Origin of the sequence: Sphingorhabdus sp. YGSMI21 (genome assembly GCF_002776575.1) — a bacterium.
Classification (GTDB): Bacteria; Pseudomonadota; Alphaproteobacteria; order Sphingomonadales; family Sphingomonadaceae; genus Parasphingorhabdus.
In genome coordinates this window covers 1,613,928-1,638,591 of record NZ_CP022548.1, presented here as the reverse complement: position 1 = coordinate 1,638,591, position 24,664 = coordinate 1,613,928, and the positions used below count along the sequence as shown (strand labels likewise).

The 24,664-nt window shown below is 59.9% G+C and carries 23 protein-coding genes; 10 read left to right on the top strand and 13 right to left on the bottom strand.

The window, feature by feature from the left end; all coding sequences use genetic code 11:
• Nucleotides 1-41 precede the first annotated feature (41 nt).
• A complete protein-coding gene (locus tag CHN51_RS07970; protein ID WP_100093538.1) occupies nt 42-512 on the bottom strand; it encodes an Lrp/AsnC family transcriptional regulator in 471 nt (156 codons plus the stop codon).
• Nucleotides 513-615: 103 nt separating this feature from the next.
• On the opposite strand from CHN51_RS07970, the gene CHN51_RS07965 reads away from it, so the two are divergent.
• Entirely contained in the window at nt 616-1,653 is a 1,038-nt protein-coding gene (locus CHN51_RS07965) for a cysteine synthase family protein (RefSeq protein ID WP_100093537.1), read from the top strand.
• Here CHN51_RS07965 and CHN51_RS07960 read toward each other — a convergent pair.
• Complete coding sequence (locus tag CHN51_RS07960) at nt 1,643-3,166, bottom strand: hypothetical protein (RefSeq protein WP_100093536.1); 1,524 nt, start codon at nt 3,164-3,166, stop codon at nt 1,643-1,645. The genes CHN51_RS07965 and CHN51_RS07960 overlap by 11 nt on opposite strands.
• 91 nt (nt 3,167-3,257) lie before the next feature.
• On the opposite strand from CHN51_RS07960, the gene CHN51_RS07955 reads away from it, so the two are divergent.
• The 5 genes from CHN51_RS07955 to yghU all read left to right on the top strand — a co-directional run bounded on the left by CHN51_RS07955 (nt 3,258) and on the right by yghU (nt 8,269).
• Nucleotides 3,258-4,469 carry a CoA transferase gene (locus tag CHN51_RS07955; RefSeq protein ID WP_100093535.1) on the top strand — a complete coding sequence of 404 codons (1,212 nt, stop codon included), beginning with the start codon at nt 3,258-3,260 and terminating at the stop codon, nt 4,467-4,469.
• A gap of 35 nt (nt 4,470-4,504) precedes the next feature.
• Complete coding sequence (locus CHN51_RS07950; protein ID WP_100093534.1) at nt 4,505-5,617, top strand: acyl-CoA dehydrogenase family protein; 1,113 nt, start codon at nt 4,505-4,507, stop codon at nt 5,615-5,617.
• A 124-nt stretch (nt 5,618-5,741) separates the two neighbouring features.
• Nucleotides 5,742-6,938 (top strand): acyl-CoA dehydrogenase family protein, encoded by a 1,197-nt coding sequence (locus tag CHN51_RS07945; protein ID WP_100093533.1) that lies wholly within the window; start codon nt 5,742-5,744, stop codon nt 6,936-6,938.
• Nucleotides 6,939-6,945: 7 nt separating this feature from the next.
• Nucleotides 6,946-7,263: a DUF1330 domain-containing protein gene (locus tag CHN51_RS07940; RefSeq protein ID WP_206170032.1), complete on the top strand. Its 318-nt coding sequence runs from the start codon at nt 6,946-6,948 to the stop codon at nt 7,261-7,263.
• Nucleotides 7,264-7,378: 115 nt separating this feature from the next.
• Nucleotides 7,379-8,269, top strand: a complete 891-nt coding sequence (gene yghU, locus CHN51_RS07935; RefSeq protein WP_100093531.1) for a glutathione-dependent disulfide-bond oxidoreductase — start codon at nt 7,379-7,381, stop codon at nt 8,267-8,269.
• 3 nt (nt 8,270-8,272) lie between these two features.
• Here the strand turns inward: yghU and CHN51_RS07930 are convergent, their stop codons facing one another.
• From CHN51_RS07930 to gspH, 11 genes are all read right to left on the bottom strand, one after another.
• Nucleotides 8,273-9,253: an MBL fold metallo-hydrolase gene (locus CHN51_RS07930; protein WP_100093530.1), complete on the bottom strand. Its 981-nt coding sequence runs from the start codon at nt 9,251-9,253 to the stop codon at nt 8,273-8,275.
• A gap of 24 nt (nt 9,254-9,277) precedes the next feature.
• Nucleotides 9,278-9,910 carry a TetR family transcriptional regulator gene (locus tag CHN51_RS07925; RefSeq protein WP_100093529.1) on the bottom strand — a complete coding sequence of 211 codons (633 nt, stop codon included), beginning with the start codon at nt 9,908-9,910 and terminating at the stop codon, nt 9,278-9,280.
• 34 nt (nt 9,911-9,944) lie between these two features.
• Nucleotides 9,945-10,817 carry a crotonase/enoyl-CoA hydratase family protein gene (locus CHN51_RS07920; protein WP_100093528.1) on the bottom strand — a complete coding sequence of 291 codons (873 nt, stop codon included), beginning with the start codon at nt 10,815-10,817 and terminating at the stop codon, nt 9,945-9,947.
• A gap of 62 nt (nt 10,818-10,879) precedes the next feature.
• The gene (locus tag CHN51_RS07915; RefSeq protein ID WP_100093527.1) at nt 10,880-11,662 is read right to left on the bottom strand and encodes an SDR family NAD(P)-dependent oxidoreductase; all 783 of its coding nucleotides are present in this window, start codon (nt 11,660-11,662) and stop codon (nt 10,880-10,882) included.
• Nucleotides 11,663-11,724: 62 nt separating this feature from the next.
• A complete protein-coding gene (locus CHN51_RS07910) occupies nt 11,725-12,897 on the bottom strand; it encodes an acetyl-CoA C-acetyltransferase (protein ID WP_100093526.1) in 1,173 nt (390 codons plus the stop codon).
• A 134-nt stretch (nt 12,898-13,031) separates the two neighbouring features.
• Nucleotides 13,032-14,462, bottom strand: coding sequence for an aldehyde dehydrogenase family protein (locus tag CHN51_RS07905; RefSeq protein ID WP_100093525.1), 1,431 nt, complete (start codon nt 14,460-14,462; stop codon nt 13,032-13,034).
• A 74-nt stretch (nt 14,463-14,536) separates the two neighbouring features.
• The gene (locus tag CHN51_RS07900; protein WP_100095478.1) at nt 14,537-15,835 is read right to left on the bottom strand and encodes a cytochrome P450; all 1,299 of its coding nucleotides are present in this window, start codon (nt 15,833-15,835) and stop codon (nt 14,537-14,539) included.
• 12 nt (nt 15,836-15,847) lie between these two features.
• A complete protein-coding gene (locus CHN51_RS07895; protein WP_100093524.1) occupies nt 15,848-17,383 on the bottom strand; it encodes an acyl-CoA synthetase in 1,536 nt (511 codons plus the stop codon).
• Between the two features lie 127 nt (nt 17,384-17,510).
• Complete coding sequence (locus tag CHN51_RS07890) at nt 17,511-18,260, bottom strand: 6-phosphogluconolactonase (protein ID WP_346426336.1); 750 nt, start codon at nt 18,258-18,260, stop codon at nt 17,511-17,513.
• Between the two features lie 90 nt (nt 18,261-18,350).
• Nucleotides 18,351-18,755 carry a type II secretion system minor pseudopilin GspI gene (gene gspI, locus CHN51_RS07885; protein WP_100093523.1) on the bottom strand — a complete coding sequence of 135 codons (405 nt, stop codon included), beginning with the start codon at nt 18,753-18,755 and terminating at the stop codon, nt 18,351-18,353.
• Nucleotides 18,752-19,231 carry a type II secretion system minor pseudopilin GspH gene (gene gspH / locus CHN51_RS07880; RefSeq protein ID WP_100093522.1) on the bottom strand — a complete coding sequence of 160 codons (480 nt, stop codon included), beginning with the start codon at nt 19,229-19,231 and terminating at the stop codon, nt 18,752-18,754. The genes gspI and gspH overlap by 4 nt, the downstream gene beginning before the upstream one ends.
• A 103-nt stretch (nt 19,232-19,334) precedes the next feature.
• Here gspH and CHN51_RS07875 point away from each other — a divergent pair, with 103 nt between their 5' ends.
• From CHN51_RS07875 to CHN51_RS07860, 4 genes are all read left to right on the top strand, one after another.
• A complete protein-coding gene (locus CHN51_RS07875) occupies nt 19,335-20,132 on the top strand; it encodes an enoyl-CoA hydratase-related protein (protein ID WP_100093521.1) in 798 nt (265 codons plus the stop codon).
• A 110-nt stretch (nt 20,133-20,242) separates the two neighbouring features.
• The gene (locus CHN51_RS07870) at nt 20,243-22,204 is read left to right on the top strand and encodes an alkyl sulfatase dimerization domain-containing protein (protein ID WP_100093520.1); all 1,962 of its coding nucleotides are present in this window, start codon (nt 20,243-20,245) and stop codon (nt 22,202-22,204) included.
• Nucleotides 22,205-22,312: 108 nt separating this feature from the next.
• Entirely contained in the window at nt 22,313-23,467 is a 1,155-nt protein-coding gene (locus tag CHN51_RS07865) for an acyl-CoA dehydrogenase family protein (RefSeq protein ID WP_100093519.1), read from the top strand.
• 109 nt (nt 23,468-23,576) lie between these two features.
• On the top strand, nt 23,577-24,605 hold the full coding sequence (locus tag CHN51_RS07860; protein WP_100093518.1) for an acyl-CoA dehydrogenase family protein: 1,029 nt from the start codon (nt 23,577-23,579) through the stop codon (nt 24,603-24,605).
• The last annotated feature ends 59 nt before the right edge of the window (nt 24,606-24,664 follow it).

Genomic DNA, 24,664 nt, shown 5'->3' with positions numbered 1-24,664 from the left:
GCATTATTGCAGCAGATCCCCGGACATGACGCGACGAACCCTCACACCGGTACCGCCGTCTCATATTTGATCCGCTCCATCGCGAAGCTCGCCGACACGTCGGACAAGGGCACCGCCTTGATCAGTTTCTTGTACACCCGGTCATAATCGGCGACATCACGCACCAGCAGCTTGAGCATATAGTCGACCTCGCCCGCCATCCGGTAGAATTCGACCACCTCCTCGATCGAAGAGGCGGCAGCGGCGAATTTTGTCAGCCATTTGTCGCTATGGTCGCTGGTGCGTACGGCGACAAACACAGTCATGTTCAGGCCGACCGCTTCCGGATCGACGATCGCGACCCGGCGGGCGATGATGCCGTCCGCCTCCATCCGCTTGATCCGCCGCCAACAGGCGTTGGTCGACAGGCTGAGCTGCGCCGCGAGATTTTCCAGCGACAGGCTTGCGTCCCGCTGCAAGGCTTTCAGGATATTTCGGTCATTATCATCAATATTTTTTACGTTTTCGGTCATTTATAGAATTTTATCACGATACACTGCCGCTTCAAAGGATTTTTGGCAAAGATATTTGTCATTTGCCTGTCCATAAGAGGGTCTTGTTCAAGGAGGCCCCCATATGCTCGACCGCGTCGGCCGCACATCAGACGATAAATTTCACTGCCTTGCCGGACTGATCGGCAACACACCGATGCTGCGCATCAAACTCCGTTGCGAAGGGAAGGACATCACCGTCTATGCCAAGGCTGAAATGTATAATTTCTCCGGCAGCATCAAGGACCGGATGGCGCTCAACATTCTCCGCAACGCGACGCGCTCGGGCGCGCTGAAGCCCGGTCAGCGGATTGCCGAGGCGACCAGCGGCAATGCCGGAATCGCGATAGCGGCGCTCGGGACCGCGCTCGGTCACCCGGTGACCATCTTCATGCCCGACTGGATGAGCGTGGAGCGCCGCGCGATTCTCGCCAGCCATGGCGCAGAGATCCGGCTGGTCTCCAAGGAGGAAGGCGGTTTTCTCGGTTCCATCGCGATGGCCGAGGCATTGGGCAAAAACGCAGGCGCGTTTCTGCCGCGCCAATTTTCCAACGAGGATAATTGCAGCGCCCATTGCCAGGGCACCGCGCCGGAAATCTGGAACCAGGTCACGCAGGACGGCGGACAGATCGGCGGTTTTGTCGCCGGCGTCGGCACCGGCGGCACGGTGATGGGCGTCGGGCGTTTCCTGAAAGAACGCGACGCCCGCATATCGGTCCATCCGGTCGAGCCGGTCGAATCGCCCACCCTGTCGACCGGCCACAAGGTCGGCCACCATCGCATCCAGGGCGTGTCCGACGAATTTATCCCGGAAATCGTAAAGCTCGATCAGGTCGATGCCGTGATCGGCGTGAACGATGGCGATTCCATCCTGATGGCGCAGAAACTGTGCAAGCAGCTCGGGCTTGGCGTCGGCATTTCGAGCGGCGGCAATCTGATCGCCGCGGTCCGCTGCGCCCTCGCGCAGGACGCGGCCACCGGCGCGGAAATGCGCGCCGTGGCGACCGTGTTCCCGGACAGCAACAGCAAATATCTGTCGACCGATCTGGCGAAGGAAGAACCCTGCCGCGACGGCTATCTAACCCCGCAAATCGAGCTGCTGGATATGCAGACTATCCGCTGAGTTTCGCGATATTGCGATCATCAGCAGTGACAACATCCACCGCCAGGCCGATCAGGTCGGTATCTTCCGGTGCATCGGGCAGGATTCCGATGGCGGGCAAGCCTTGCCCGTCCTCCAGCCACACGCTCGCCGCGCCGCGGCTGGCCTTGCCATAAGGCATGGCATAGCTTTTGATCACGCCCTTGCCGCTGAAGAAATGGTCCGCTTTGACATGGTCGGGTTTCGGGATACGCACCGGCGCCGCGATCCGGTCGGGGGACCAGCCCCCGGCAACCGGCTGTGCCGCATAAATGCCGACCGATTCCTTGTTGATCACGCCGCCATTGGCAGAGATCATCCCCGGCTTGCTGCCATCCTTGCGCAACGCCTGGACCAGCGCGACCATGCCGTGGGCGCTGTAGCTGTTGCCAGGCCCGCCAAAGAAGCTGAGGCCACCGGTGAGCGTATAGGAAGCCAGCGAGCGATCTGGTGAACCGAGCGCGTCCATCGCCAGCGAGACGGCAACGGGGAAACAGCTGTAAATATCGATCGGGCCGAGATCCCCGGCTTCCACTTCCGCCAGTTCCAGTGCCTTGGGAAAAGCGACCTGCATCGCCGGCGAAACGGACAGGTCGTCCTGCAGGCTCATCAACGGCACGCTCGCGTCGGCGCCGCTATGCAGATAGATCATCTTGTCTTCGGCTATGCCGAGTTCGGCAGCATGACCAGCCGTGGTCAATATCACCGCCGCGCCCAGTTCGACCGCATCCTGCGCCACCATCCAGCGGCGATAGGGATCGTTGAGCCGGTAATTGCCATGATCATCGGCCAGCAATTCTTCCGCCGTCCAGTCGCGGGCAAATTGGGCATGTTCGCGCGTCAGCGACACGCCGGCAAAGGCCTCCCACAGTTCGGCCATGCTCTGCGCATAGCTGTCACGGTCCATGCCGAGCCGCGCGCGGCGGGCGTTTTCGACAATGCCGTAAGCCATCGGCATGTTGATGATCCCCTGCCGCCATTCATAGGCGGTCAGCATCTTGTCTTCGGTCGTGATCAGGTCGGTCATGTCGCGGGTCGCCGGCTGGTTCCAGTCCAGCTCATGACCGCTGCGCCGCGCCCGTTTGACGGTGCCCATATTCTCGGCGCTCGACAGGACCACCGCCTTATATTCGCCGTCATGCACCTGACAGGCGAGCTTGTTGAGATGTTTCTGCGGGCTCTGGCCGCCGACATCGCCATAGAGCAGATGCGCGGGATCGAGACCGGCAGCCGTGGCCACCGCTTCCGGGTGATTCTCTGGCGAGCCGAAATCATGCGGCAGACCGCTGTCGTGGAACAGGCGAATCGAGAGCAGGCAGTCGATCGACGCGGCCAGTTTTTCGCCAGCGCCGCTATCGGCCAGCGCTTCCCCGATCGCCGCCGACGCCAGGTCGACCGTCGATGGCCATTCAAGCCCTTGCGATTGCTTCAGTTTCGCGCCGCTTGCCTCGCCGACACCGATCAGCACCGGTGCCTTGGGATCTGCCAATACCATCCTAATTCCCTCAAAATAAACAGTTCATCAATCGATTAAACATGATAACAGCATGCTGGAATCATGCACTAGCTAAAATGGAGAATATTGGATGAGCGGCTGGCCGGAACTAAAATGGGATACGGAACCGACAGGCCCCCTGAAGGGTTTGAAAATCGTCGACATGTCTACCGTGGTCCTCGGCCCTTTCGCCACTCTCAATTTCGCTGACATGGGCGCCGACGTCATCAAGATCGAAAATGGCGAAGGCAAGTTCGGCGGCGACATGATGCGCCATGCCGGCGACAATCCGACCGGCGACCTCGGCCCGATATTCACCGCGCTCAACCGCAACAAGAAATCGGTGACCCTCAACGGCAAGAATGACGATGACAAGGCCGTCATCCTTGAGCTGCTGAAACATGCCGACGTGTTCTTCCACAATGTCCGGCTGGCCGGCATGGAGCGGCTGGGCCTCGACTATGAAAGCGTCAAGGCGATCAACCCCGGCATCGTCTATGTCCATTGCGCCGGTTTCGGCCAGGGCGGCGAATATGAAAAGCGCCAGGCCTATGACGACCTGATCCAGTGCGCCTCCGGCTTTGCCAGCCTGTTTGAAATGCGCGGTGATAGCGGTCGTCCGCTCTATATGCCGTCGCTGGTCGCCGACAAGACCATCGGCCTGTTCGCGGTCAACGCCACGCTCGCGGCGATGTATCACAAGGAAAAGACCGGCGAAGGGCAATTTGTCCAGGTGCCGATGTTCGAAGCCTTCACCTGGTTCAACATGGTCGAAAATCTCTGGGGCGAAACCTTCATTCCGGGCAATGGCAAGCTGGCCTACACCCGCTCGATCAACGAAAACCGCAAGCCCTATCCGACCAAGGACGGCTATATCGGTCTGGTTCCCTATAATGACGCGCAGTGGCGGAAGTTCTTCGAGCTCGGCGGCAAGCCTGGCGTCTTTGACGAGCCCCGCTTTTCCGATTATTCCCAGCGGACCAAGAATATCACCGCGCTCTACGCCCTGATCGAGGAGATTGCTGCGACCAAGACCACGGACGAATGGCTGCCGCTGCTCGACGAACATAATATTCCGGCGATGCGCTACAACAAGATGGAGGACGTTCTGACCGATCCCCATCTCCAGCAGGTCGGTTTCTGGCAGGAACGCGAAGGCGAGAAGATCGGCAAATATAGAACGATCAAACATCCGGTGCACTATTCCGCCAGCCCGGCCAATATCTATGCCGATCCGCCGACACTCGGCGCGGACAATGACGAAATACGCGGCGCGCTCAACATGCCCGCCAACGACGACTGACATAATAATATAAACAACGGGATGAGGCCTGAACTATGAATTTTGATTTTTCCGACGATCAAAAATTTCTTCGAGACGAAGCACGCAAGTTTCTCGAAGCGCAATGCACGACCGCGCATGTCCGCGAAGTGCTGGATGATGACAGCAAGAGCCACAATGAAGGCGTCTGGAAACAGATTGTCGAAATGGGCTGGCTTGGTGCAGCGATCCCCGAAGAATATGGCGGGCTTGGCCTCGGCATGCTCGAACTTTGCGTGATTGCCGAGGAACTGGGCCGGGCGCTGGCGCCGGTGCCCTTCGGATCATCCGCCTATTTCTTTGCCGAAGCGCTGAAAATCGCGGGCAGTGAAGACCAGAAATCGCAACTGTTGCCGAAAGTGGCCGACGGCAGCCTGATCGGCTGCATCGCGGTCAGCGAAGGGCCGGGCGAGATCAAGGCCGGTAATATTGCTACCCGGCTGAAGGACGGCAGCATCACGGGCAAGAAGATCCCTGTCACCGATGGCGATATCGCCACCCACGCGATTGTGCTGGTGAAGGACGGCAGCGGCGAGAGCCTCGTCATTGTCGATCTCAACCAGAACGGCGTCTCGCGGGAGCCGGTCAAGACGCTCGAACCCACCCGCAGCCACGCGACGATCAGCTTCGACGGCGCATCGGCCGAGCTTCTCGGCGAAGCCGGCAATGGCATGGCGCTGCTCGACCAGATCAACGACCGCGCAGCGGTATTGATCGCCTTTGAGCAACTGGGCGGCGCGTCGCGCTGTCTCGAAATGGCCAATGCCTATGCCAAGGAACGGGTCGCATTCGGCCGTGCCATCGGTGGCAATCAGGCGATCAAGCACAAGCTGGCCGACATGTATGTGAAAAACGAGGTCGCCCGCTCCAACGCTTATTATGGCGCCTGGGCGCTGTCGAGCGACGCCGCGGAACTGCCCGAAGCGGCAGCCGCAGCACGGGTCGCGGCCTCGGAAGCTTACTGGTTTGCCTCGAAAGAGAATATCCAGACGCATGGCGGCATGGGCTTCACCTGGGAGGTGGATTGCCACCTCTTCTATCGCCGCGCCAAATTGCTCGCCGTTCAGGCCGGCAGCCCGGCTGTCTGGAAAGAAAAGCTGGTCAGCGCGCTCGAAGCGAAAAATGACTGAATCCCGAACCCGGAGTGCCGTTCGTCCTGAGCCTGTCGAAGGACAGGTTGGCGCGCACTCGGACTTCGACACGCTCAGCGCGAACGGACATTCGCGCCCGGGCCACAAAGTGAAGGAATAGACTATGGATTTCAACGACACAGCAGAAGAAGCAGAATTTCGCGCCGAAGCGAACGCCTTTCTCTCTCAGCATCTCAAGCCCAAGACGCCGGGCGCCTTGCGCTCGGGTGGCCGCGAGGATTTTCTCGAACGCGCCAAGGCCTGGCAGAAGACCAAGGCGGAAGGCGGCTTTGCGCAGATCACCTGGCCCAAGGAAATGGGCGGCCGTGGCGGCACCGTGATGCAGCAGGTCATCTGGGGACAGGAAGAAGCCAAGTTCGATGCGCCGACCGGCCCCTTTGCCATCGGCCTCGGCATGTGCGTGCCGACGGTGATTGCCTTCGGATCGGACGAGCACAAGAAGCGCTATGTCCAGAAAGCCCTGATGGGCGAGGAAATCTGGTGCCAGCTTTTCTCCGAACCGGCTGCCGGGTCGGATGTTGCCGGTCTCAAGACAAAAGCGGTCAAAGATGGTGACGAATGGGTCATAAATGGTCAGAAAGTGTGGACTTCCGGTGCCCATTATTCCGATTATGGCATCCTTCTGGTCCGTACCGACCCCAATGTGCCCAAGCACAAGGGCCTGACCATGTTCATCGTCGACATGAAGCAGAAGGGCGTCGACGTGCGGCCGATCCATCAGGCGTCCGGCGGCAAGGAATTTAACGAGGTCTATTTCACCGACGTCCGCATTCCCGACAGCGACCGGCTCGGCGAGCCCGGCATGGGCTGGAAGGTCGCGCTCGTCACCCTGATGAACGAACGGCTGGCAGTCGGTGGTTCACCGGGTCCCGACTGGAAGGAAATCATGGATTATGCGCGCTCCGCCGGCACATTGTCCGACCAGGCCTTCCGCGCCAAACTGGCCGACTGGTATGTCGCGGCACAGGGTTACAAGCTGACCAAATTCCGCACCCAGACCGCCCTGTCGCGTGGTGAAACACCGGGTCCTGAAAATGCCATTGGCAAGATCATTAACGCCAACCATCTGCAGGATATCTGCAACAGCGCGATCGAGATGCAGGACCATTTCGGCCTGATCGTCGACAAGGACGAAGCGCCGTCCGATGCAATATTCCAGGAAAGCTTCATGTGGGCGCCGGGTCTGAGAATCGCCGGCGGCACCGACGAGATCCTGAAAAATATCATCGCCGAACGGGTGCTGGGCCTGCCGCAGGATGTGCGGGTCGACAAAGACAAGACCTTCGCAGAAATGAACTAGGAAACAGATGATGACCGAACAACCCGTCCATGTCGTCGCCAATTTCACCGTGCAGGACGCGGCGAAATATCGCGAATATGAAAAGGGATTTTTCCCGATCCTCAAACGGCATGGCGGGGAGTTCATCACCTATGATGACGGCAGCGTCACCTTCGAAGGCGCGGCTCCGCCCGAAGGCCGGGTGGTGATGTTCCGCTTCCCCAACGAGGAAGCGGCGACCGCCTGGTATAATGACCCGGAGTATCAGGCCCTGTCCGAGCATCGCCGCGCCGGAACGACGCTGCAGTTTCTGACCATGGTGCACAGCATTCCGCCGCGCGACTAGGCTGAGACAAAAAGTCCGCTTGGAGCGGACGCAGAAAAACTTGCGTGATCGGGGCGATGGCAAATGCTACCGCTTGTCCAGAGCAACAACGGCCAATCCAAAAAGGAATGATCCCATGACCGACAATCTGCCCGATTACACGCCCCCGAAAGTCTGGAAATGGGACAAGGCCAATGGCGGCCGCTTCGCCAATATCAACCGCCCGATCGCCGGCCCGACCAAGGACGTCGAGCTGCCGGTCGGCAAGCACCCGCTGCAGCTTTATTCGATGGCAACGCCCAATGGCGTGAAGGTCACGGTGATGCTCGAGGAACTGCTGGCGCTCGGCCACAAGGGCGCGGAATATGACGCCTATTTCATCAATATCAGCGAAGGCGACCAGTTCGGCAGCGGCTTTGTCGACATCAACCCGAACAGCAAGATCCCGGCATTGATGGACCACAGCACCGACACGCCGACGCGCCTGTTCGAATCCGGCTCGATGCTCCTCTATCTCGCCGAGAAATTCGGCGCATTCCTCCCCAGCGATCACAACAAGCGCACCGAAGCGCTGAACTGGCTGTTCTGGCAAATGGGCAGCGCGCCCTATCTCGGCGGCGGCTTTGGCCATTTCTATGCCTATGCGCCGGTGAAGATCGAATATTGCATCGACCGCTTCGCAATGGAGGTCAAACGCCAGCTCGACGTGCTCGACCGCCATCTCGCCGACAATGAATATATGGCTGGCGACGAATATAGCATCGCCGATATGGCAATCTGGCCCTGGTATGGCGCGCTGGTGAAGAATGTCGTCTATGAAGCCGCCGAATTTCTCGACACCGCCTCCTACAAGCATATGAATCGCTGGACCGACATGATCGGCAAGCGCCCCGCCGTGCAGCGCGGCAAAATGGTCAACCGCGCCTGGGGTGATCTCGAAAGCCAGCTACGCGAACGACACGATGCCAGCGATTTCGAATTGCGCACACAGGACAAGCTGGAACCTGAAGGCGAAGCCGCGGAGTAAGGCCTACTCCCGCGTCAGGCTCGCGTAGACACGGCTCAGAAAGCTTGGCAGCATCATCTCGTTGGCCTGAAATTCCTCATCGAAGTCCGCCGTCGGTTTGGCGGCCATGATTTCCGTCAGGCTTTTGCCATCGTCGATCAGCGCCTGCACGCGGCTCTGGATGATGGTCAGCACTTCTATATAACGGGCCAGCTTGGCGCGGTCGGTGACCGGCCCGTGCCCCGGGATGACGATCGTATCATCGTCGATCGTGTCATGGACGGCCTGACAGAAAGCGATCATGCCCGCGAGGTCGCCGCCATTGTCGGCGTCGATGAAGGGATAGCCGCTATTGTTGAAAACATCGCCGAGATGGACGGCGTTCGTCCCGCGGAAGAGGACCGCCGTATCGCCGTTGGTGTGCGCCGGGCCGACGTGCAGCAGGTCGATCTTCTCGCCGTTGATATGGAACTGCATGGTCCGGTCAAAGGTGATGTCGGACAGGGCATGTTCGGGATAGGCTTTCTGCTCGCCGGCAAAAGGCCCGAAATTGACGACCTGGTCGTCCAGCATCATCGCCCGGCTGTTGGACTGGCTGACGATCCAGCTGCCTTCCTTGCCGAGAGCCAGATTGCCGTCGGCATGGTCAAAATGCCAGTGGGTGTTGACCACGAAATCGACATCTTCGCTGCCGATTTCCTTCAGCGCCGCCTTGATCTTCGGCATCAGCTGCGGGAACTGGTCGTCGACGATCAATGTGCCGTCCTTGCCGACCGAAACCGCGATATTGCCGCCTAGTCCGAACAGGACATAGAGGCCGTCGGCCACTTTCTGGGTTTTAATCTCGGCCTTGTCAAAATCCCAGCCGAAGGCCGAATAGATCTGATCCGCGCTCATCACCGGGCCGTGGGACGGGGCGTCTGGCGCCTTGCTGCCATGGGCGAGGGCCGGCGAAGCGATCGCCAGTGATAAAGCCAGTCCGAATAGTCCTATAGCCTTGCTCATGCGATCGTCCCCCGTTTCCGTCGATTATTGTTTGAGAATGCCCGCCATGATCAGATCGACGGTCTGCTCGCGATAGGAATCGCGCATCCGCTCGTCGAAATCGTCGCGGCCGTAGCAATATTTCCAGACCAGCTTGCCGGTGAAGAAACGGTCGGCCGCGCCGGTCACCGCGGAATAGAAAAGATCCGGGTTCATTTCGCGGAACACGCCCGACTTGATGCCGGCGCCGACAAAAATATTATAGGCTTCCGACAAAGGTTTCAGATATTTGTCCGCAATCTTGCGCGCGCCTTCGGGCGGCAGGTCCCGGATCAGCCGCATGGTCAGACGGTTGAGATAGGGAAATTCGTGATAGGTATCGATCACCGCACCGATATGGTGGCGCAGCTTGTCCTCGGGCGGCATGTCCTTCTGGATCAGCAGACCGACCTGTTCGAGAATATTGTCCATGTCCCGTTCGAGAATGGCTTCGAGCAGGCCATCCTTGTTGCCGAAATAATATTTGACGAGCGCGCTGTTGAGACCCGACAGGACCGACAGCTCGCTGAACGATATATCGATCGTGTCGCCCTTGCGCATGATCTGGCTGGCGGTCTCGATCAGCTTGTCTCGCGCCCCGGCTTCACCATCCTTGGCCACCATTTTATCGACGGTCATATTCTTCCCCTATACGCACTTCGTCACATTTTTGTCACTTATAAGCAGGTTCTTCCCACCATGGAAAGCTGTCTGGCAAGTCGCTGGACACTTTATCCGGATAGTTGGGACTGCGCTTCTCCAGAAAGCTCGCAATACCCTCTTTGGCATCGGCGGATTTCGCCCGATTATAGATGATCCGGCTGTCGACCTTGTGCGCTTCCATCGGATGGTCTGCGGCGGGCAATTGCCACAGCATCTGCCGCGTGACGGCAATCGACACCGGCGCCGTATTGTCGACAATCTCGCGGGCCAGGGCATAAGCGGCGGGGAGAAGGTCTTCGGGCTTGTGGAGCGAACGGACAAGACCGCCCTTCAGCGCCTCCTCGGCATCGAATACCCGTCCGGTCAGGCACCATTCGAGCGCCTGCGCCCGGCCGACGAGATTTGGCAGGAACCAGCTGGCCGCACCATCGGGGGCAATGCCGCGACGGGCGAAGACAAAGCCGAAGCGGGCCGTCTCGCTGGCCAGCCGCATATCCATCGGCAGCAACATCGTTGCGCCGACCCCTACGGCGACGCCGTTGATCGCGCCGATCACGGGCTTGAGACATTGATAAATCCGCAGGATCAGCAGACCGCCACCATCGCGGACGCGGGGATCGGAATAATCCTCCACCGGCTCTTCGCTGGCGAACGGCTTCTTGCCGTCTTCCGGAGTCAGGTCGGCACCGGCGCAAAAAGCGCGGTTGCCTGCCCCGGTAACCACCACCGCCCGCACATCGTCATCGGCATCGATATGATCAAAGGCGTCGATCATTTCCCTGATAATCGTCCCGGTGAAGGCGTTCATCTTTTCCGGCCGGTTGATCGTGATCGTCGCAATATTGTCGGCGACGTCATAGAGGATCTGCGTATAGTCGGTCATGAACTTCTCCATCAGATACAAAAAGGGCCGCGAGTTTCTCGCGGCCCCCTGATTTTTCTTGTCTAGCGCGGTGCCATCCGGATGGCGCCATCAAGGCGGACATCTTCGCCGTTGAAATATTGCGTCTCGATCATGCACATGGCAAGCGCGGCATATTCGTCCGGCTGGCCGAGCCGCGGCGGATGCGGCACCATGGCGCCCAGCGCGTCGCGTACATTTTGCGGTGCACCGGCGAGCAATGGCGTATCGAAAATACCGGGCAGGATGGTGTTGAGACGGATGCCTTCGCGGGACAGGTCACGCGCGATCGGCAGGGTCATGCCGACAACGCCGCCCTTGGAAGCGGAATAGGCTGCCTGACCGATCTGGCCATCTTCAGCCGCTACCGAGGCGGTGTTGACCATCGCGCCGCGATCGCCGTCGGCGAGCGGGTCGAGGGTCAGCATGCCAGCCGCCGATTTGGCGATGCAACGGAAGGTACCGACCAGATTGACCTGGATGACGAAGTTGAAGGCATCCATCGGGAAATGCTTGATCGATCCGTCTTCCTTGGAACGGCTGACGGTCTTGATCGCGTTGCCGATGCCGGCGCAGTTCACAAGGATACGTTCCTGGCCATTGGCCGCGCGTGCTTTTTCGAAGCCCGCGTCGACGCTGTCGTCTTCGGTAACGTTGACCTTGCAGAAAACGCCGCCCAGTTCGGAGGCCAGCGCTTCGCCTTTTTCCTCGTTGAGGTCGAACAGGGCGACTTTCACGCCCTTTGCAGCCAGACGACGGGCGGTCGCGGCGCCAAGGCCCGATGCACCACCGGTGATGACGGCTGAGATATTGCTGTTGAGTTCCATATTCTTGTCTTTCTTCTATCGTTCGTCATCCCGAAACAGGTTCAGGATGACGATAATTTCCATTAACCGAGGCGTTCGATGATCGTGACGTTCGCCTGACCGCCGCCTTCGCACATCGTCTGCAGACCATATTTCGAGCCGCGGGCATCCATCGCGTTGAGCAGGGTCGCCATCAATTTGGTACCCGATGCGCCGAGCGGATGGCCCAGGGCAATCGCGCCGCCGTTGACGTTGATCTTGTCACGGTCCGCACCGACATGTTTCAGCCATGCGAGCGGGACAGGAGCGAAGGCTTCGTTCACTTCATAAAGGTCGATGTCACCGATGTTCATGCCAGCGCGCTGCAAAGCGCGGTCGGTCGCGAACAGAGGTTCTTCGAGCATGATCACCGGGTCGCCGGCGGTCACGGTCAGATTGACGATCCGCGCGCGCGGGGTCAGGCCATGGTCTTTCAGCGCCTGTTCGGAACAGACCAGAACCGCGCTCGAACCGTCGCAGATCTGGCTGGCGTTGGCAGCGGTAATCGCGCCGCCTTCCTGCAGCAGCTTAACAGCGCCGATGCTTTCCTTGGTTGCGTCAAAGCGGATGCCTTCGTCCACCTTGTGCTGTTCCTTGCCTTCAGCGGTTTCGATTTCGACCGCGACGATTTCATTGTCAAAGGCACCCGATTCGACGGCCTTGATCGCCTTCTGGTGGCTTTCCAGCGCGAACTGGTCGAGATCATCACGGGTGAAGCCGTGCTTCTTGACCAGCATTTCCGCGCCCATGAACTGGCTGAACTGGATGCCGGGATAAGCTGCCTGCAGCCCTTCCGACATATTGGTGCCCAGACCGGCGTCCTTGAACAATTTGAAGGTCGAGCCCATCGGCACGCGGGTCATGCTTTCGATGCCGTGCGCCAGAACCATGTCCTGGGTGCCGGACATAACGCCCTGCGCCGCGAACTGGATCGACTGTTGCGAGGAACCGCACTGGCGGTCGATCGAAACCGAAGGAATGCTGTCGGGCAGGTTGGACGCGAGAACCGCGTTGCGACCGACGTCGCCGCTCTGCTCGCCGCCCTGCATGACGCAGCCGGTGATCACGTCTTCGATAGCGCTCGGGTCAAAATCATTGCGGTCGGCAATCGCGTTCAGCGTGGCAGCGCCCAGATCCACCGGATGCACACCGGCCAAACGGCCACCGCGACGGCCACCAGCGGTACGAACCGCGTCAACAATATAGGCTTCTGCCATAGTCTTATTCCTTTGATTGGTTGAGAGTCGAAAATTTAACTGACCGGTTAAACCGCACAGCCGCTAGCGTCAAATGAAAAAGCCGGTCATCACAATAGTGATAACCGGCTTTGTTCCAGACGCATCAACAGCGCTTAGGCCGGCACATTGTCTTTCTTCACCGTGATCACCTGCGGATAGGTGAATTCGAGCAGGCCTTCCTTGCCATATTCGGCGCCGAAGCCGGACTGTTTATGTCCGCCAAAGGGCGCGAAAGGGGACAGGTGCAGAAATTCATTGACCCATACCGTGCCGGTTTCCAGCTGTTCGGCAACGCGAACGCCTTCGTCGGGATTGGCCGTCCAGACCGCACCGGCCAGACCATATTCGCTGTCATTGGCGCGGGCGATGGCTTCGTCGGTGGTGCTGAACTTCATCAGCGGCATGACCGGACCAAATTGCTCTTCGGCCACAATCCGCGCGTCTTCCGGCGGGTTGTCGAGGATCGTGATCGGCACATAATAGCCCGGGATGCTGTCGTCGGGCGTATCGCCGCCGACCAGGAATTTATAGTCATTGTCCTTGGCGTCCTGGATCAGCTCCAGCACCCGCTCATATTGCTTCTTGTTCTGGATCGGACCGACCGCCGTGCCCTGCTGCGAACCGTCGCCGACTTTCACATTTTTGGCAAAGGCCGCAATTGCGGCGCTCAGCTCGTCATAAATATCCTCGTGGATATAGATGCGCTTCGCAGCAACGCAGATCTGTCCGGCATTGGTAAAGCTCGACCAGAACAATTGCTCCGCGACCTTCTCGACATTGGCGTCGGGCAGGACGATCGAGGCGTCGTTGCCGCCCAGTTCGAGCGTGATCCGCTTGAGATCCTTGGACGCGCCTTCCATGATCTTCTTGCCCGTAGCGGTGGAGCCGGTGAAGGTGATCTTGTCGATATCGGGATGCGACGTGATAAGCGGGCCGAGGCTGTCCTCGCCGGTGATGATATTGACGACGCCAGCCGGTGCAACATCCTTGATCAGTTCGGCCAGACGCAAGGTGGTCAGCGGCGTGAACGGGGACGGTTTGAGCACGATCGTGCAACCGGACAGCAAAGCGGGCGCAATTTTCTGCACCGCCATCATCACCGGGAAATTCCACGGCACGATACCGCCGACGACGCCGACGGGCACGCGGCGGGTACGGCTCAGGCGCTCGTCGCTGTCTTCGTTGATCTCGTCTTCCAGCTCCAGCGTGGCCTGCGAGCCGGCCATATAGGCAGCGCCCATGATCTCGCCCTGCGCCTGCGCGTGGGGCTTGCCCTGCTCCGCGGTCAGCAAGCGGAACAGCTCGTCATTATTTTCATTGATCACCCCGGCAATCGCCTGGACCACCTTGCGGCGTTCGTCGATCGGGGTTTTCGACCAGCTCTTGAACGCGGCACGGGCGGCGGCCACCGCCTGGTTGAGCTCGGCTTCGCCGCAAGCGGGCACCTGGCCGATCACTTCTTCATTGGCCGGATTGACGACGTCCAGCATGTCCGCCGTGCCGACCATCTCGCCGTTGATCAAATTCTTGTATTGGGTAACCATCTTGCTCTCCTTTGGGCTGTGCCATGCATTCTAATTGAGTCGTCTATACTGTATTACAAGGGCGCGTGCGTCCTTCATTTTGATAGACTGTAACGGATCGGCAGGGTCTTGAGCCCGCCGACAAAGGTCGATTTGGCGCGCACCGGTTCGCCCGCCAGCTCGAGCGTCTCGATCCGGTCGAGCAGCTCGTTGAACAATATCTTCATTTCCATCCGCGCCATATGCAGCCCGAGGCACTGATGCGATCCCGCACCGAAAGCGAGATGCCGGTTGGGCGAGCGCGCCGCGTCGAATTTGCGCGGATCATCAAATTGGGCCGGATCATGATTGGCCGCAACATAGTTGATCATCAGCCAGTCGTCCTTGGCGATCTTCTGGCCACCAACCTCGGTATCTTCGGCCGCGGTGCGCATGAAATGCTGCACCGGGCTGGTCCAGCGGATCGCTTCCTCGACGATGCCGGGCAGCAGGCTCCGGTCCGCCTTGACCCGCGCGAACTGTTCCGGGTCCTGTGCCAGCGCCATCATCGCACCCGCCGTGGAAGCCGATGTCGTGTCGTGGCCGGCGCTGGCCACAATGATATAATAGCCGGCCATATCGCGGTCATTCAGCGGCTCGCCGTCGACCGTGGCATTGGCGATGACGCTCGCCACATCATCGGTCGGATTTGCCCGCCGGTCGGCTGCCAGGGCCGCAAAATAGCGTTCAAATTCGGCTACCGCGCCCGCGACCACCTGGGTGATCTGTTCCGGTGTCATGTCTTTCATGCCGGTACCCGACAGGTCCTCGTCCTGTCCGCCGAACATCTGCTGGGTGAGAAAGAGCATGCGCTGCTCGTCTTCTTCCGGCACGCCCAGAATCTGCATCACCACGTGCAGCGGATAAGGCGCGGAGACCAGCGGGACAAAATCGGCCTCGGTACCCGCATTCACCAGCCGGTCGACGGTGGTTCTGGCCAGGGCCTCGATTTCCGCTTCCATGGTTTTCAGATTCTTCGGCATGAACCATTCCTGGGTCAGCCGGCGATATTTGGGGTGGATGGGCGCATCGAATGTCACCAGAGAATCCACCAGCATCTTGCTACCGGTCACGCGCTCCGAAAAGGCGATAGCCTCTTTCGTCGTGAACACGGTCGACCGGGGGCGGTTGAGGAAAGTCTTGTTGTCCTTGGACACATGCATGGCATCATCATAACGAGTGATCAGCCAGAACGGATCGAAGCTGTCATCCTCCGCGACAATTCGTGCAACCGGCATATTGTCACGGAGCCAGTCGAATGTGTCGAGCAGGCCATCCCATTCGGCATAGCTTTGCGGGTCGATAACCTTTGTCCCCATTTCCGCTGACAAGGTTGGATATGCTTCGGTTGCCATCATCTCGGTCCTTTAGCTGGTTTGGCCGTTTTGCTTGTCCCAATATTCGTCGCGCAGCAGCCGCTTGTAGAGCTTGCCCGTGGCGTGGCGCGGCAGTTCCGGGCGGAAGTCGATCCGCCGTGGCACTTTCACCCCGGAGAGCGACTGGCGAAGATAGGCTTCCAGCTCCTGCGCCAGCTCTTCTCCGGCTTCCGCCATATCCATCGGCTGCACGACCGCGACAACCTTCTCGCCCATATCCTCGTCCGGCGCGCCGATAACGGCGGCGTCCGCCACCTTGTCATGGGTGACCAGCAGATTTTCGATTTCCTGCGGATAGATATTCACCCCGCCGGAAATGATCATGAAGCTCTTGCGGTCGGTCAGATAGAGAAAGCCGTCCTCGTCCAGCTTCCCGACATCGCCGAGCGAGGTCCAGCCCTTTTCATGCGTCGCCGCCTTGGTTTTCTCCGGATCATTATGATATTCGAACTTGGAACCGCTCTCGAAATAGATCTGACCTTCTTCGCCGACCTGCACTTCCTCGCCATTTTCATCGCAGATGTGGATCACGCAATTGATCGGCTGTCCCACCGATCCCTTGTGGCCCAGCCAGCCTTCGCTGTTGCAGAAGACAAAGCCATTGCCTTCGGTTCCGGCATAATATTCATTGAGCACCGGCCCCCACCAGTCGATCATCGCTTCCTTGATCGGCACCGGCACCGGTGCCGCCGCATGGACCGCGCTCTTGATCGAGGTCACGTCATATTTGGCGCGCACTTCTTCCGGCAGTTTCAGCATCCGGACGAAATGCGTCGGCACCCACTGGCCGACATCGCATTTATATTTCTCGATCAGCTGCAGCGCGTGTTCGGGATCAAATTTCTCCATGATGACGCTGGTCCCACCGAGCGCCTGGACGGCGATATTCCAGCGCAGCGGCGCGGCATGATAAAGCGGCGCCGGCGAGAGATAGACGCAATCCTTGTGAAAGCCGAAGATCATCTGGGCCAGCGCGGCAATGGCATTGGGACCGGCGATATCCTCGTCTTCCGGCAGCGGCAGCTTGACGCCCTTGGGCTGTCCCGTGGTGCCGGACGAATAAAGCATGTCGACACCGGCACGCTGGTCGGCAATCGGCGTATCGGGCATCGGTTCGAGCGCCGCTTCCATATTGCGTTCGTCATCCGCGCCATAGACCAGCTGCTCGACATCGGGGTTGAGCTCGCGCAGCTGATCGACAACCGGCAGCATTTTTTCCGAACTGACCAGCAGCTTGGCGCCGGAATCCTTCAGGATATAGCTGACCTCTTCGGGCGTAAGACGGCTGGAAATAGCGACCTGAAACAGGCCGGACCGCTGTGATCCCCAGGTGACGGGGAAAAATTGCGGATGGTTTTCCATGCAGATGGCGACCGTATCGCCAATCTGCAGCTCACGGCTGCGATAGAGCTGGGCGACCTTGTTCGAAAGCCTGTCCAGCTCGCCATATGTGATGACTTGCCCGGATGTCGCCATGATCACGGCTGGCTTGTCAGGATTTTCCTGAGCGTGGACGGAAGGATGCATAGTCTGGCGTTCTCCAAGATACCGATCGCCTGATTCGACGATTCGCTTTCCCGGCACCATGGTTTAATCGCACAGTTAAATCAATCGCTAGTCACACCGGACTGCGATAGAAAACGGCAATTACCCCTTAATTCTCCACATAGATATCCACAGGCACGCTCAGATCGGCAAATATCCGGCCGATTGGCGCCATGCTGGTGGCACCCTGTTCGATTTCCGACTCGAGCATGGTCTGGCTGGCGGCGCCCTTGAGCAGGACCACCACGGTCCGCGCTTCGCAAATCGCGGCCTTGGTAATCGTCACCAGCGGCGTGTCGCCGTCATCGGGCAGCAGACCAACGGCTATTTTCTCCGGCGGTCCGTCGAGCGCCTCTTCCATATCGGCGCTTTCCATGATGCCGGCGGTGCTGCCGTCCGCACCCATGCCGAGCAGGACCAGATCAGGCGGCCATTTCGTGTCGCGCAACCGGGCGTCGGCAGCCGCGCCCGCCATATGATAATCGTCATGCTCGGGCGCCAGCGGCAGGACGCGGGCACCGCGCGTCAGAAACAGTTGCGCCAGCTTTTTCACATGGCTGCGCGGATCGTCGAGCGGCACCAGCAGATCATCGGTCGGGACGATCGTGACATATTTCCATTTGATCGGCTTTTCCGCCAGGGCCTCGAGCACCGGCATGGCTTCATCGCTGGCGGGCAGCGCCAGCAGCGCATCACCGCGCGCATCGAGAGCGCTCTCGATGATGAACTGGATGTCGCCGGCGACCGCGTCCACCATTTCGTCGCGATCGTCAAAATCCCACCATTCCAGCATCGACTCTTCCTCTTCCGGGATATCGTCCATGTCGAAATCTTCTAATGCATCTTCGAGTTTGCTCATGTTTCTGTCCGTCATCCAAATTTTCTTGCGCTTCTAACCCCTGTTCCGGTCGAAACAAAGGTCAAACATGAGAATTTTCCCGAGGCTTTTCTAGTCGGCGGGTGCTGCGCCTGGCGGTTCGTCAAGCACCAGCCCGGACGGACGCAAGATGGTCAGTGACGCGGGAGCGCCGCTTTGTTCTTCTCGCGCGCTGATATCGATCTGGATGAAGCTCTGATCCTCGGTCAGCTTCGCATCCTGTGCCCATTGCCATTGCCAGCCGCCATTTTCGACCGAGCCGCCCTGCTCGCCCAGCGAAGGCGGACGCGGGTCGGTGAGGATTTCGACCGCCCGGTTGCGGACCACCGATTGCGCCACCACGCGCAGTTCCAGCTCCGCGGCATTGTGGGTCGTGAAAGCCTGCAGCCGGATCAGGGCCAGCGCAGCGAGACTGAACACCGACAGCGCGACCAGCATTTCGATCAGGGTAAAGCCGCGCTCGCCGGACCGGTTCATGGCGCCGCTCCGGCCAGCGTCACATCGCCCATCGGCGCGATCAGCACGCGGCGGCTCTGGTCGTCATATTGCAAGACCAGCTCGGCCTGTTCGCTCGGCAGGCCAGTGCTTTCGAAACTGATCATCATCGGTCCGCTCTCGCCGGTGGCCGCGCTGACGCCGCCGGACCAGTCGGTCGAGACAAAGGGCTTGTCCTCGATCACCGACCAGCTGCCCTTGCGCCGCTCCATAAAGCTGTAGCCCGAGGGCGTGACCTGCACCGCCATCGGGCGCGATTGCAGGATCGCATTGTCGCGCAGCGCCGCCGTGCGCGCGGCAAAGCGCTGGGCATCTTCTTCCAGAGCGCTGCTGCCGCCGGGAAAGGAAAAGACCACGATTGATGCCATCAGCCCGATGATCAGCAGCACGACCATCAGCTCCACCAGGGTGAAACCCGCAACATTCTGCCGTATCATCAGGTTGTTCTGTCGGATCATTATCGTTCATTTAGCGAGTTGGCCGGAGCGAGTCTTGCAGAATCCATTATCCCCTGCAATGACGGCGGCATAAGAAAAGAAACGCTGGGAAAAGGAAATCTTGATGTCTGACGTCGCTCTCTACGAGAAAAATGACCGCATCGTTACAATCACATTGAACAAGCCGGAAACGCGCAACGCACTGTCCAAAGACCTGTGCGAGGCGCTGGTCGACGCGATCAACCGGGCCGACGCAGATCCTGGCGTGAGCTGCGTTGTACTCGCCGCCAATGGCAAGAGCTTTTCCTCCGGCGGCAATCTCCACGAGATCAAGGCGATGACCGCCGAGCAGAATATGACGCCGCTGGAAATCGAGAATTGGTACAAGACCGGCATCCAGCGCATCCCGCTCGCCTTCTCGCAAATTTCCGTTCCGGTGATCGCGGCGGTCAACGGCCACGCGATCGGCGCGGGCAATGATCTGACCACCATGTGCGATATCCGCATCGCCGGCGAAGACGCCATATTTGCCGAGAGCTTCCTGCGCGTCGGCATCATTCCGGGTGACGGCGGTGCCTGGCTGCTGCCGCGGATCATCGGTCAGGCGCGGGCCAACCAGATGCTGTTCACTGGCGAATTTATCGATGCCGCCAAGGCGCTGGACTATGGTCTGGTGTCGGAAGTGGTGCCGAACGACACGCTGCTCGCCCGCGCCTATGAACTGGCCGAAATGGTCGTCGGCCTGCCGCCACTGGCGATCCGCAAGACCAAGGAACTGGTCCGCACCGCGCAGAGCGTGACGCTGAAGGAAAATCTCGATCAGGCCGCCCTGTTCCAGGGGGTATTGCAGCAACTCGACGATCACCGCGAAGCGATCGACGCGATACTCGAGAAACGGAAGCCGGTGTTCAAGGGCGCGTGATTGGTGGAGCGTTCTCCCGCGAAGGCGGGGGTCCATCTCCAACAAGTGCGTAGAAGAAATTTCGGGAGATGGGCCCCTGCCTGCGCAGGGGTACATGAAGGAGAGAGACTATGAAAAAATCCGCAATTCTGGTCGCAGCCCTGCTGTCGGCTGCCCCAATAATGGCCGCTCCCCCGCAAGGCGTTGCCACAGAAGCAACCAAAGCGGCCAATGCCGAGGTCGCCGCAAGCCTCCCGATCGCCGACCAGACCGATTTTGAAAATGCCAATCGCGGCTTTCTCGCCAAAATCGAAGAGGACCAGATTCTCAACGCGGACGGCTCTGTCGCCTGGGATTCGCGCCAGTTCGATTTTCTGCAGGGCAAGGCACCCGACACGGTCAACCCTTCGCTCTGGCGGCAGGGCAAGCTGAACAGCATCCACGGCCTGTTCGAGGTCGTGCCCGGCATCTACCAGATACGCGGCTATGATCTGGCGCAGATGACCTTGATCGCGGGAAAGACTGGGTGGATCGTCATCGATCCGCTGACCACGCCCGCTCCGGCCAAGGCCGGCCTGGCGCTGGCCAACAAGACGCTGGGCGACCGGCCGGTCGTGGCGGTGATCTTCACCCATAGCCATGGCGACCATTTTGGCGGCGTCTCCGGTGTCGCTTCGGCCGAGGACATCCAGTCGGGCAAGATCGAAATCATCGCGCCGCACGGCTGGCTGGCCGAGTCGATCGGCGAAAGCGTGATCGCCGGGACCGCGATGAACCGGCGGGTGCAATTCCAGTTCGGCACCGCCCTGCCCGTGGGCAAGACCGGGCATGTCGGTGGCGGCCTCGGCCAGAAACTGTCGAGCGGCGATGTCGCGCTGGTGCCACCAACCCGGTCGATCAGCAAGAATGGCGAGACACTGATGATCGACGGCATCAGCTTCGACTTCATGGATGCCGGCGAGACCGAGGCACCGGCCGAGCTGGTCTTTTACCTGCCCCAGTTCAAGGCGCTGCACACCGCCGAAGTGGTGACCCGCACTTTCCACAATGTCCTGACTCCGCGCGGTGCGCTGGTGCGCGATACGCTGAAATGGAGCAAGGTGATCGACGATATGCTCGCCCGCTATGGCGCGAAATCCGACCTGATGCTGGCCTCGCACCACTGGCCGACCTGGGGCAGCGACAATGTGCAAGCGGCGCTGAAAAACCAGCGCGGCATCTATCGCTATGTCCACGACCAGACCATGCGCCAGGCCAATCAGGGCGCGACCATGCACGAGATTGCCGAAAATATCGGTGAACCCGATTTCGCCGCCACCGACTTTGGTGTGCGGGACTATTACGGCACGCTCAATCATAACAGCAAGGCGGTCTACCAGCGCTATTTCGGCTGGTGGGACGCGGTGCCGGCCCATTATCATGAACTGCCGCCGGTCGAAGCCTCGAAAAAATATGTGGCGGCGATGGGCGGTGCCGACAAGGCGCTGGCGGTCGGTGAAAAAGCCTTTGCCGCAGGCGACTATCGCTGGGCGGCGACCGTCTTCAACCATCTGGTGTTCGCCGATCCGGCCGACCAGAGTGCCAAGAACTGGCTGGCGTCGACCTACGAACAGCTCGGCTTCCAGGCCGAGGCCGGGACCTGGCGCAATATCTATCTGGTCGGCGCGAAGGAGCTGCGCGAGGGCAATACTGTCAAGGACTCGATCAGCACGGCCAATGAGAAAGTGCTGAGCGGCATCCCGGCGGTCGACCTGTTCGACGCCATGGCGACCCGCTTCAACCCGGCCAAGATGCAGGGCCATGGTGGCATCATCCGCTTCTGGTTCCCGGACCGCAAAGAGGCCGTCAGTATCGATCTCGGCAAAAGCGTGATGTTCCCGCGCGGCGAGGATTATGACATCACCGCGGACGGATCGGATACGCAGATCACCATCAGCCGGGCGCTGTTCACGAAATTGCTGATGCGTCAGGCCAATCCGCTGGAGCTGATCCAGAACAAGGAAATGGTGATCAGCGGCAATGCGGCCTTAATGGCATCTATGTTCGGCGCGCTTGACGAGGTAGACCCGCAATTTGATATTGTGACGCCGTGACCATCGGGGGACAGATCATATCCGTTCGTGCTGAGCCTGTCGAAGCACCTTGCCAGGCGCCCTTCGACAGGCTCAGGGCGAACGGCGAGAGCAACAAAGGCCCAAGACATGCAAAGATTTAACTTCCCCGTTGTCCAGCCCGATCCGGCGCTCGAAGAATTGCGCGGCGAATTACAGGCCTTTCTGAAGGAAGAGCGCGAGGCCGGCAATTTCCGTCCCGAACCGGAATGCTGGATGGCCTCCGCCGATCCCGAATTCTCCAAAAAAATGGGTAAGCGCGGCTGGATCGGCCTGACTTGGTCCAGCCAATATGGCGGCCACGACAAGAGCGCGCTCGAACGCTATATCGTCACCGAGGAAACCTTGCGCTCCGGCGCTCCGGTCGGTGCGCACTGGATCGCCGACCGCCAGCACGCCCCGATGCTGCTCGCCCACGGCACCGAGGAACAGAAGCTCGACATCTTGCCGCGCATCGCCGCCGGGGAATGCTATTTCGCCATTGGTCTGAGCGAGCCGGGCGCGGGTTCCGATCTCGCCAATGTCAAAACCAAAGCCGAGAAGGTTGCCGAAGGCTGGAAGATCAACGGCCAGAAAATCTGGTCCTCCGGCGCGCATATCTCGCATTATATGGTAGCATTGCTGCGGACTTCGCCCGCCGATGGCCGCAACCGTCATATCGGCCTGTCGCAGATCATGATCGACCTCAGCCTGCCCGGCGTCACGATCAAGCCGATTGTCGACCTGTCAGGCGATGCGCATTTCAACGAAGTCTATTTCGAGGATGTCATCGTGCCGGACGACTGCCTGCTCGGCGAGGAAGGCGGCGGCTGGAAACAGGTGACCGGCGAACTGGCAATGGAACGCTCCGGTCCGGAACGCTTCCTCTCCAGCTATATCACGCTGGAAACCGCGCTATATCAGCTGAGCGGCAAAATGGGCTCGGACAGCCACGCCCGGCTCGGCAAGCTGATCGCCAGTCTGCGCACGCTGAAGGGCATGTCATGGGGAATAGCCAATCTGCTGAGTCAGGGCGTGTCGCCCGAAACCGAGGCGGCACTGGTCAAGGATCTCGGCAACCGGCTGGAAAATGACCTGACCCAGCAAGTCCGGGCGATGCTCAACGATCTGCCGACCGAAGACTGGAGTCCGGATATGCGCCGAATCATGAATATCGGCGTGCTGCGCTCTCCGCCCAATACATTGCGCGGCGGCACGACAGAGGTCATGCGCGGAATCACCGCGCGGCAATTGGGGCTGAGATGATGATATTAGAGCATTGTGCTCCGCACTTGATGCGGAGCCCCGGAGGCAGGAGCCTTCTTTCTAGTGCAAAGCTCCGCATCAAGTGCGGAGCACAGGCGGAGGCCGTCATATGATAAACACCGAAGGCATGGTCGCCGAAACGGCCACGAAAATATACACCGACCTTTGCGACCGCGAAGTCCCGCATAAGGCCGAGGCCGGTGAATATCCGCAGGCGCTTTGGGACGCGCTCGCAGAAAATGGTCTGCCGCTCGCCTGGGTCAGCGAAGCCAATGGTGGCTTTGGCGCGGACCATGATGAAGTTTTTGGCGCGATCTGGGCTTCGGCGCAGGCCGCCTCTCCCGTGCCCTTTGCCGAAACGTTGATCGCCAACTGGATGCTCGACCGGGCCGGCCTTGCCCCGGCGGACGGCAGCGCCAGCTTTGCGCTTAGCGGCCACACGCCGAGCGCCGACATTCCCTTTGGTATGCACGCTGACAAGATCGTGCTGTTCGACGAGGCGCATCACGAAATCTCGCTGTTCGACAATCGCGTCGCCGTGCGTTCTCCCGAAGAGGCGCTGTCGCCTGACGGGATGACGCAATTTGTATTCTCCGGCCATGTCGCGGAGCAATCGGCCAAAACCGACCTGTCACGCCGGGCGTTTGAAGCGCTGATCCTGACGGTGCGCGCCGTGCAGATGGCCGCGGCAATGGAGAGCGCGCTGAACCTGTCGATCGACTATGTCACCCAGCGCGAACAATTCGGCCGGCCTTTGTCGAAATTCCAGGCGATCCAGCAACAGCTGGCCGTCGCCGCATCCGAATGCGCCGCCGCCACCATGGCGGCAAAGCAGGCAGCTAGCGCCATTGCCCGGCACAGCGACGATCCGGAACAGGCCTGGCACGAGGCGGTGATCGCCAAGGTCCAGATTGGCCACAGCGTCGAGGCCGTCACCGTACCCTTTCACCAGGTGCACGGCGCCATGGGCTATACGCAGGAATATGATCTGCACCATTATACCCGTCGCCTTTGGGCCTGGCGCGACGCGCTGGGCAACGAATTTCACTGGTCAAAGCGGCTGGGTGAAGCGCTTGCCGTAACGTCACCGGACCAAATCTGGAAAGGCGTGACAACCGGCCAATGGATTGCTAGTTAATCGCGCGATTAAATGATTCCGGAAGGGGGCAGAGATGCTTCCAATTCTTCCAAAAACAG

Excerpts from the sequence above, each read along its gene's own strand:
- CHN51_RS07970 (WP_100093538.1), bottom strand. The coding sequence starts at position 512 with ATGACCGAAAACGTAAAAAATATTGATGATAATGACCGAAATATCCTG.
- CHN51_RS07940 (WP_206170032.1), top strand. The coding sequence starts at position 6,946 with ATGATGACCGAACAACCCGTCCATGTCGTCGCCAATTTCACCGTGCAG.
- gspI (WP_100093523.1), bottom strand. The coding sequence starts at position 18,755 with ATGAACCGGTCCGGCGAGCGCGGCTTTACCCTGATCGAAATGCTGGTC.
- CHN51_RS07865 (WP_100093519.1), top strand. The coding sequence starts at position 22,313 with ATGCAAAGATTTAACTTCCCCGTTGTCCAGCCCGATCCGGCGCTCGAA.
- CHN51_RS07925 (WP_100093529.1), bottom strand. The coding sequence starts at position 9,910 with ATGACCGTCGATAAAATGGTGGCCAAGGATGGTGAAGCCGGGGCGCGA.
- CHN51_RS07875 (WP_100093521.1), top strand. The coding sequence starts at position 19,335 with ATGTCTGACGTCGCTCTCTACGAGAAAAATGACCGCATCGTTACAATC.
- CHN51_RS07965 (WP_100093537.1), top strand. The coding sequence starts at position 616 with ATGCTCGACCGCGTCGGCCGCACATCAGACGATAAATTTCACTGCCTT.
- CHN51_RS07930 (WP_100093530.1), bottom strand. The coding sequence starts at position 9,253 with ATGAGCAAGGCTATAGGACTATTCGGACTGGCTTTATCACTGGCGATC.
- CHN51_RS07860 (WP_100093518.1), top strand. The coding sequence starts at position 23,577 with ATGATAAACACCGAAGGCATGGTCGCCGAAACGGCCACGAAAATATAC.
- CHN51_RS07920 (WP_100093528.1), bottom strand. The coding sequence starts at position 10,817 with ATGACCGACTATACGCAGATCCTCTATGACGTCGCCGACAATATTGCG.
- CHN51_RS07955 (WP_100093535.1), top strand. The coding sequence starts at position 3,258 with ATGAGCGGCTGGCCGGAACTAAAATGGGATACGGAACCGACAGGCCCC.
- gspH (WP_100093522.1), bottom strand. The coding sequence starts at position 19,231 with ATGATCCGACAGAACAACCTGATGATACGGCAGAATGTTGCGGGTTTC.
- CHN51_RS07910 (WP_100093526.1), bottom strand. The coding sequence starts at position 12,897 with ATGGCAGAAGCCTATATTGTTGACGCGGTTCGTACCGCTGGTGGCCGT.
- CHN51_RS07900 (WP_100095478.1), bottom strand. The coding sequence starts at position 15,835 with ATGGCAACCGAAGCATATCCAACCTTGTCAGCGGAAATGGGGACAAAG.
- CHN51_RS07895 (WP_100093524.1), bottom strand. The coding sequence starts at position 17,383 with ATGCATCCTTCCGTCCACGCTCAGGAAAATCCTGACAAGCCAGCCGTG.
- CHN51_RS07950 (WP_100093534.1), top strand. The coding sequence starts at position 4,505 with ATGAATTTTGATTTTTCCGACGATCAAAAATTTCTTCGAGACGAAGCA.
- CHN51_RS07960 (WP_100093536.1), bottom strand. The coding sequence starts at position 3,166 with ATGGTATTGGCAGATCCCAAGGCACCGGTGCTGATCGGTGTCGGCGAG.
- yghU (WP_100093531.1), top strand. The coding sequence starts at position 7,379 with ATGACCGACAATCTGCCCGATTACACGCCCCCGAAAGTCTGGAAATGG.
- CHN51_RS07915 (WP_100093527.1), bottom strand. The coding sequence starts at position 11,662 with ATGGAACTCAACAGCAATATCTCAGCCGTCATCACCGGTGGTGCATCG.
- CHN51_RS07870 (WP_100093520.1), top strand. The coding sequence starts at position 20,243 with ATGAAAAAATCCGCAATTCTGGTCGCAGCCCTGCTGTCGGCTGCCCCA.
- CHN51_RS07905 (WP_100093525.1), bottom strand. The coding sequence starts at position 14,462 with ATGGTTACCCAATACAAGAATTTGATCAACGGCGAGATGGTCGGCACG.
- CHN51_RS07945 (WP_100093533.1), top strand. The coding sequence starts at position 5,742 with ATGGATTTCAACGACACAGCAGAAGAAGCAGAATTTCGCGCCGAAGCG.
- CHN51_RS07890 (WP_346426336.1), bottom strand. The coding sequence starts at position 18,260 with ATGAGCAAACTCGAAGATGCATTAGAAGATTTCGACATGGACGATATC.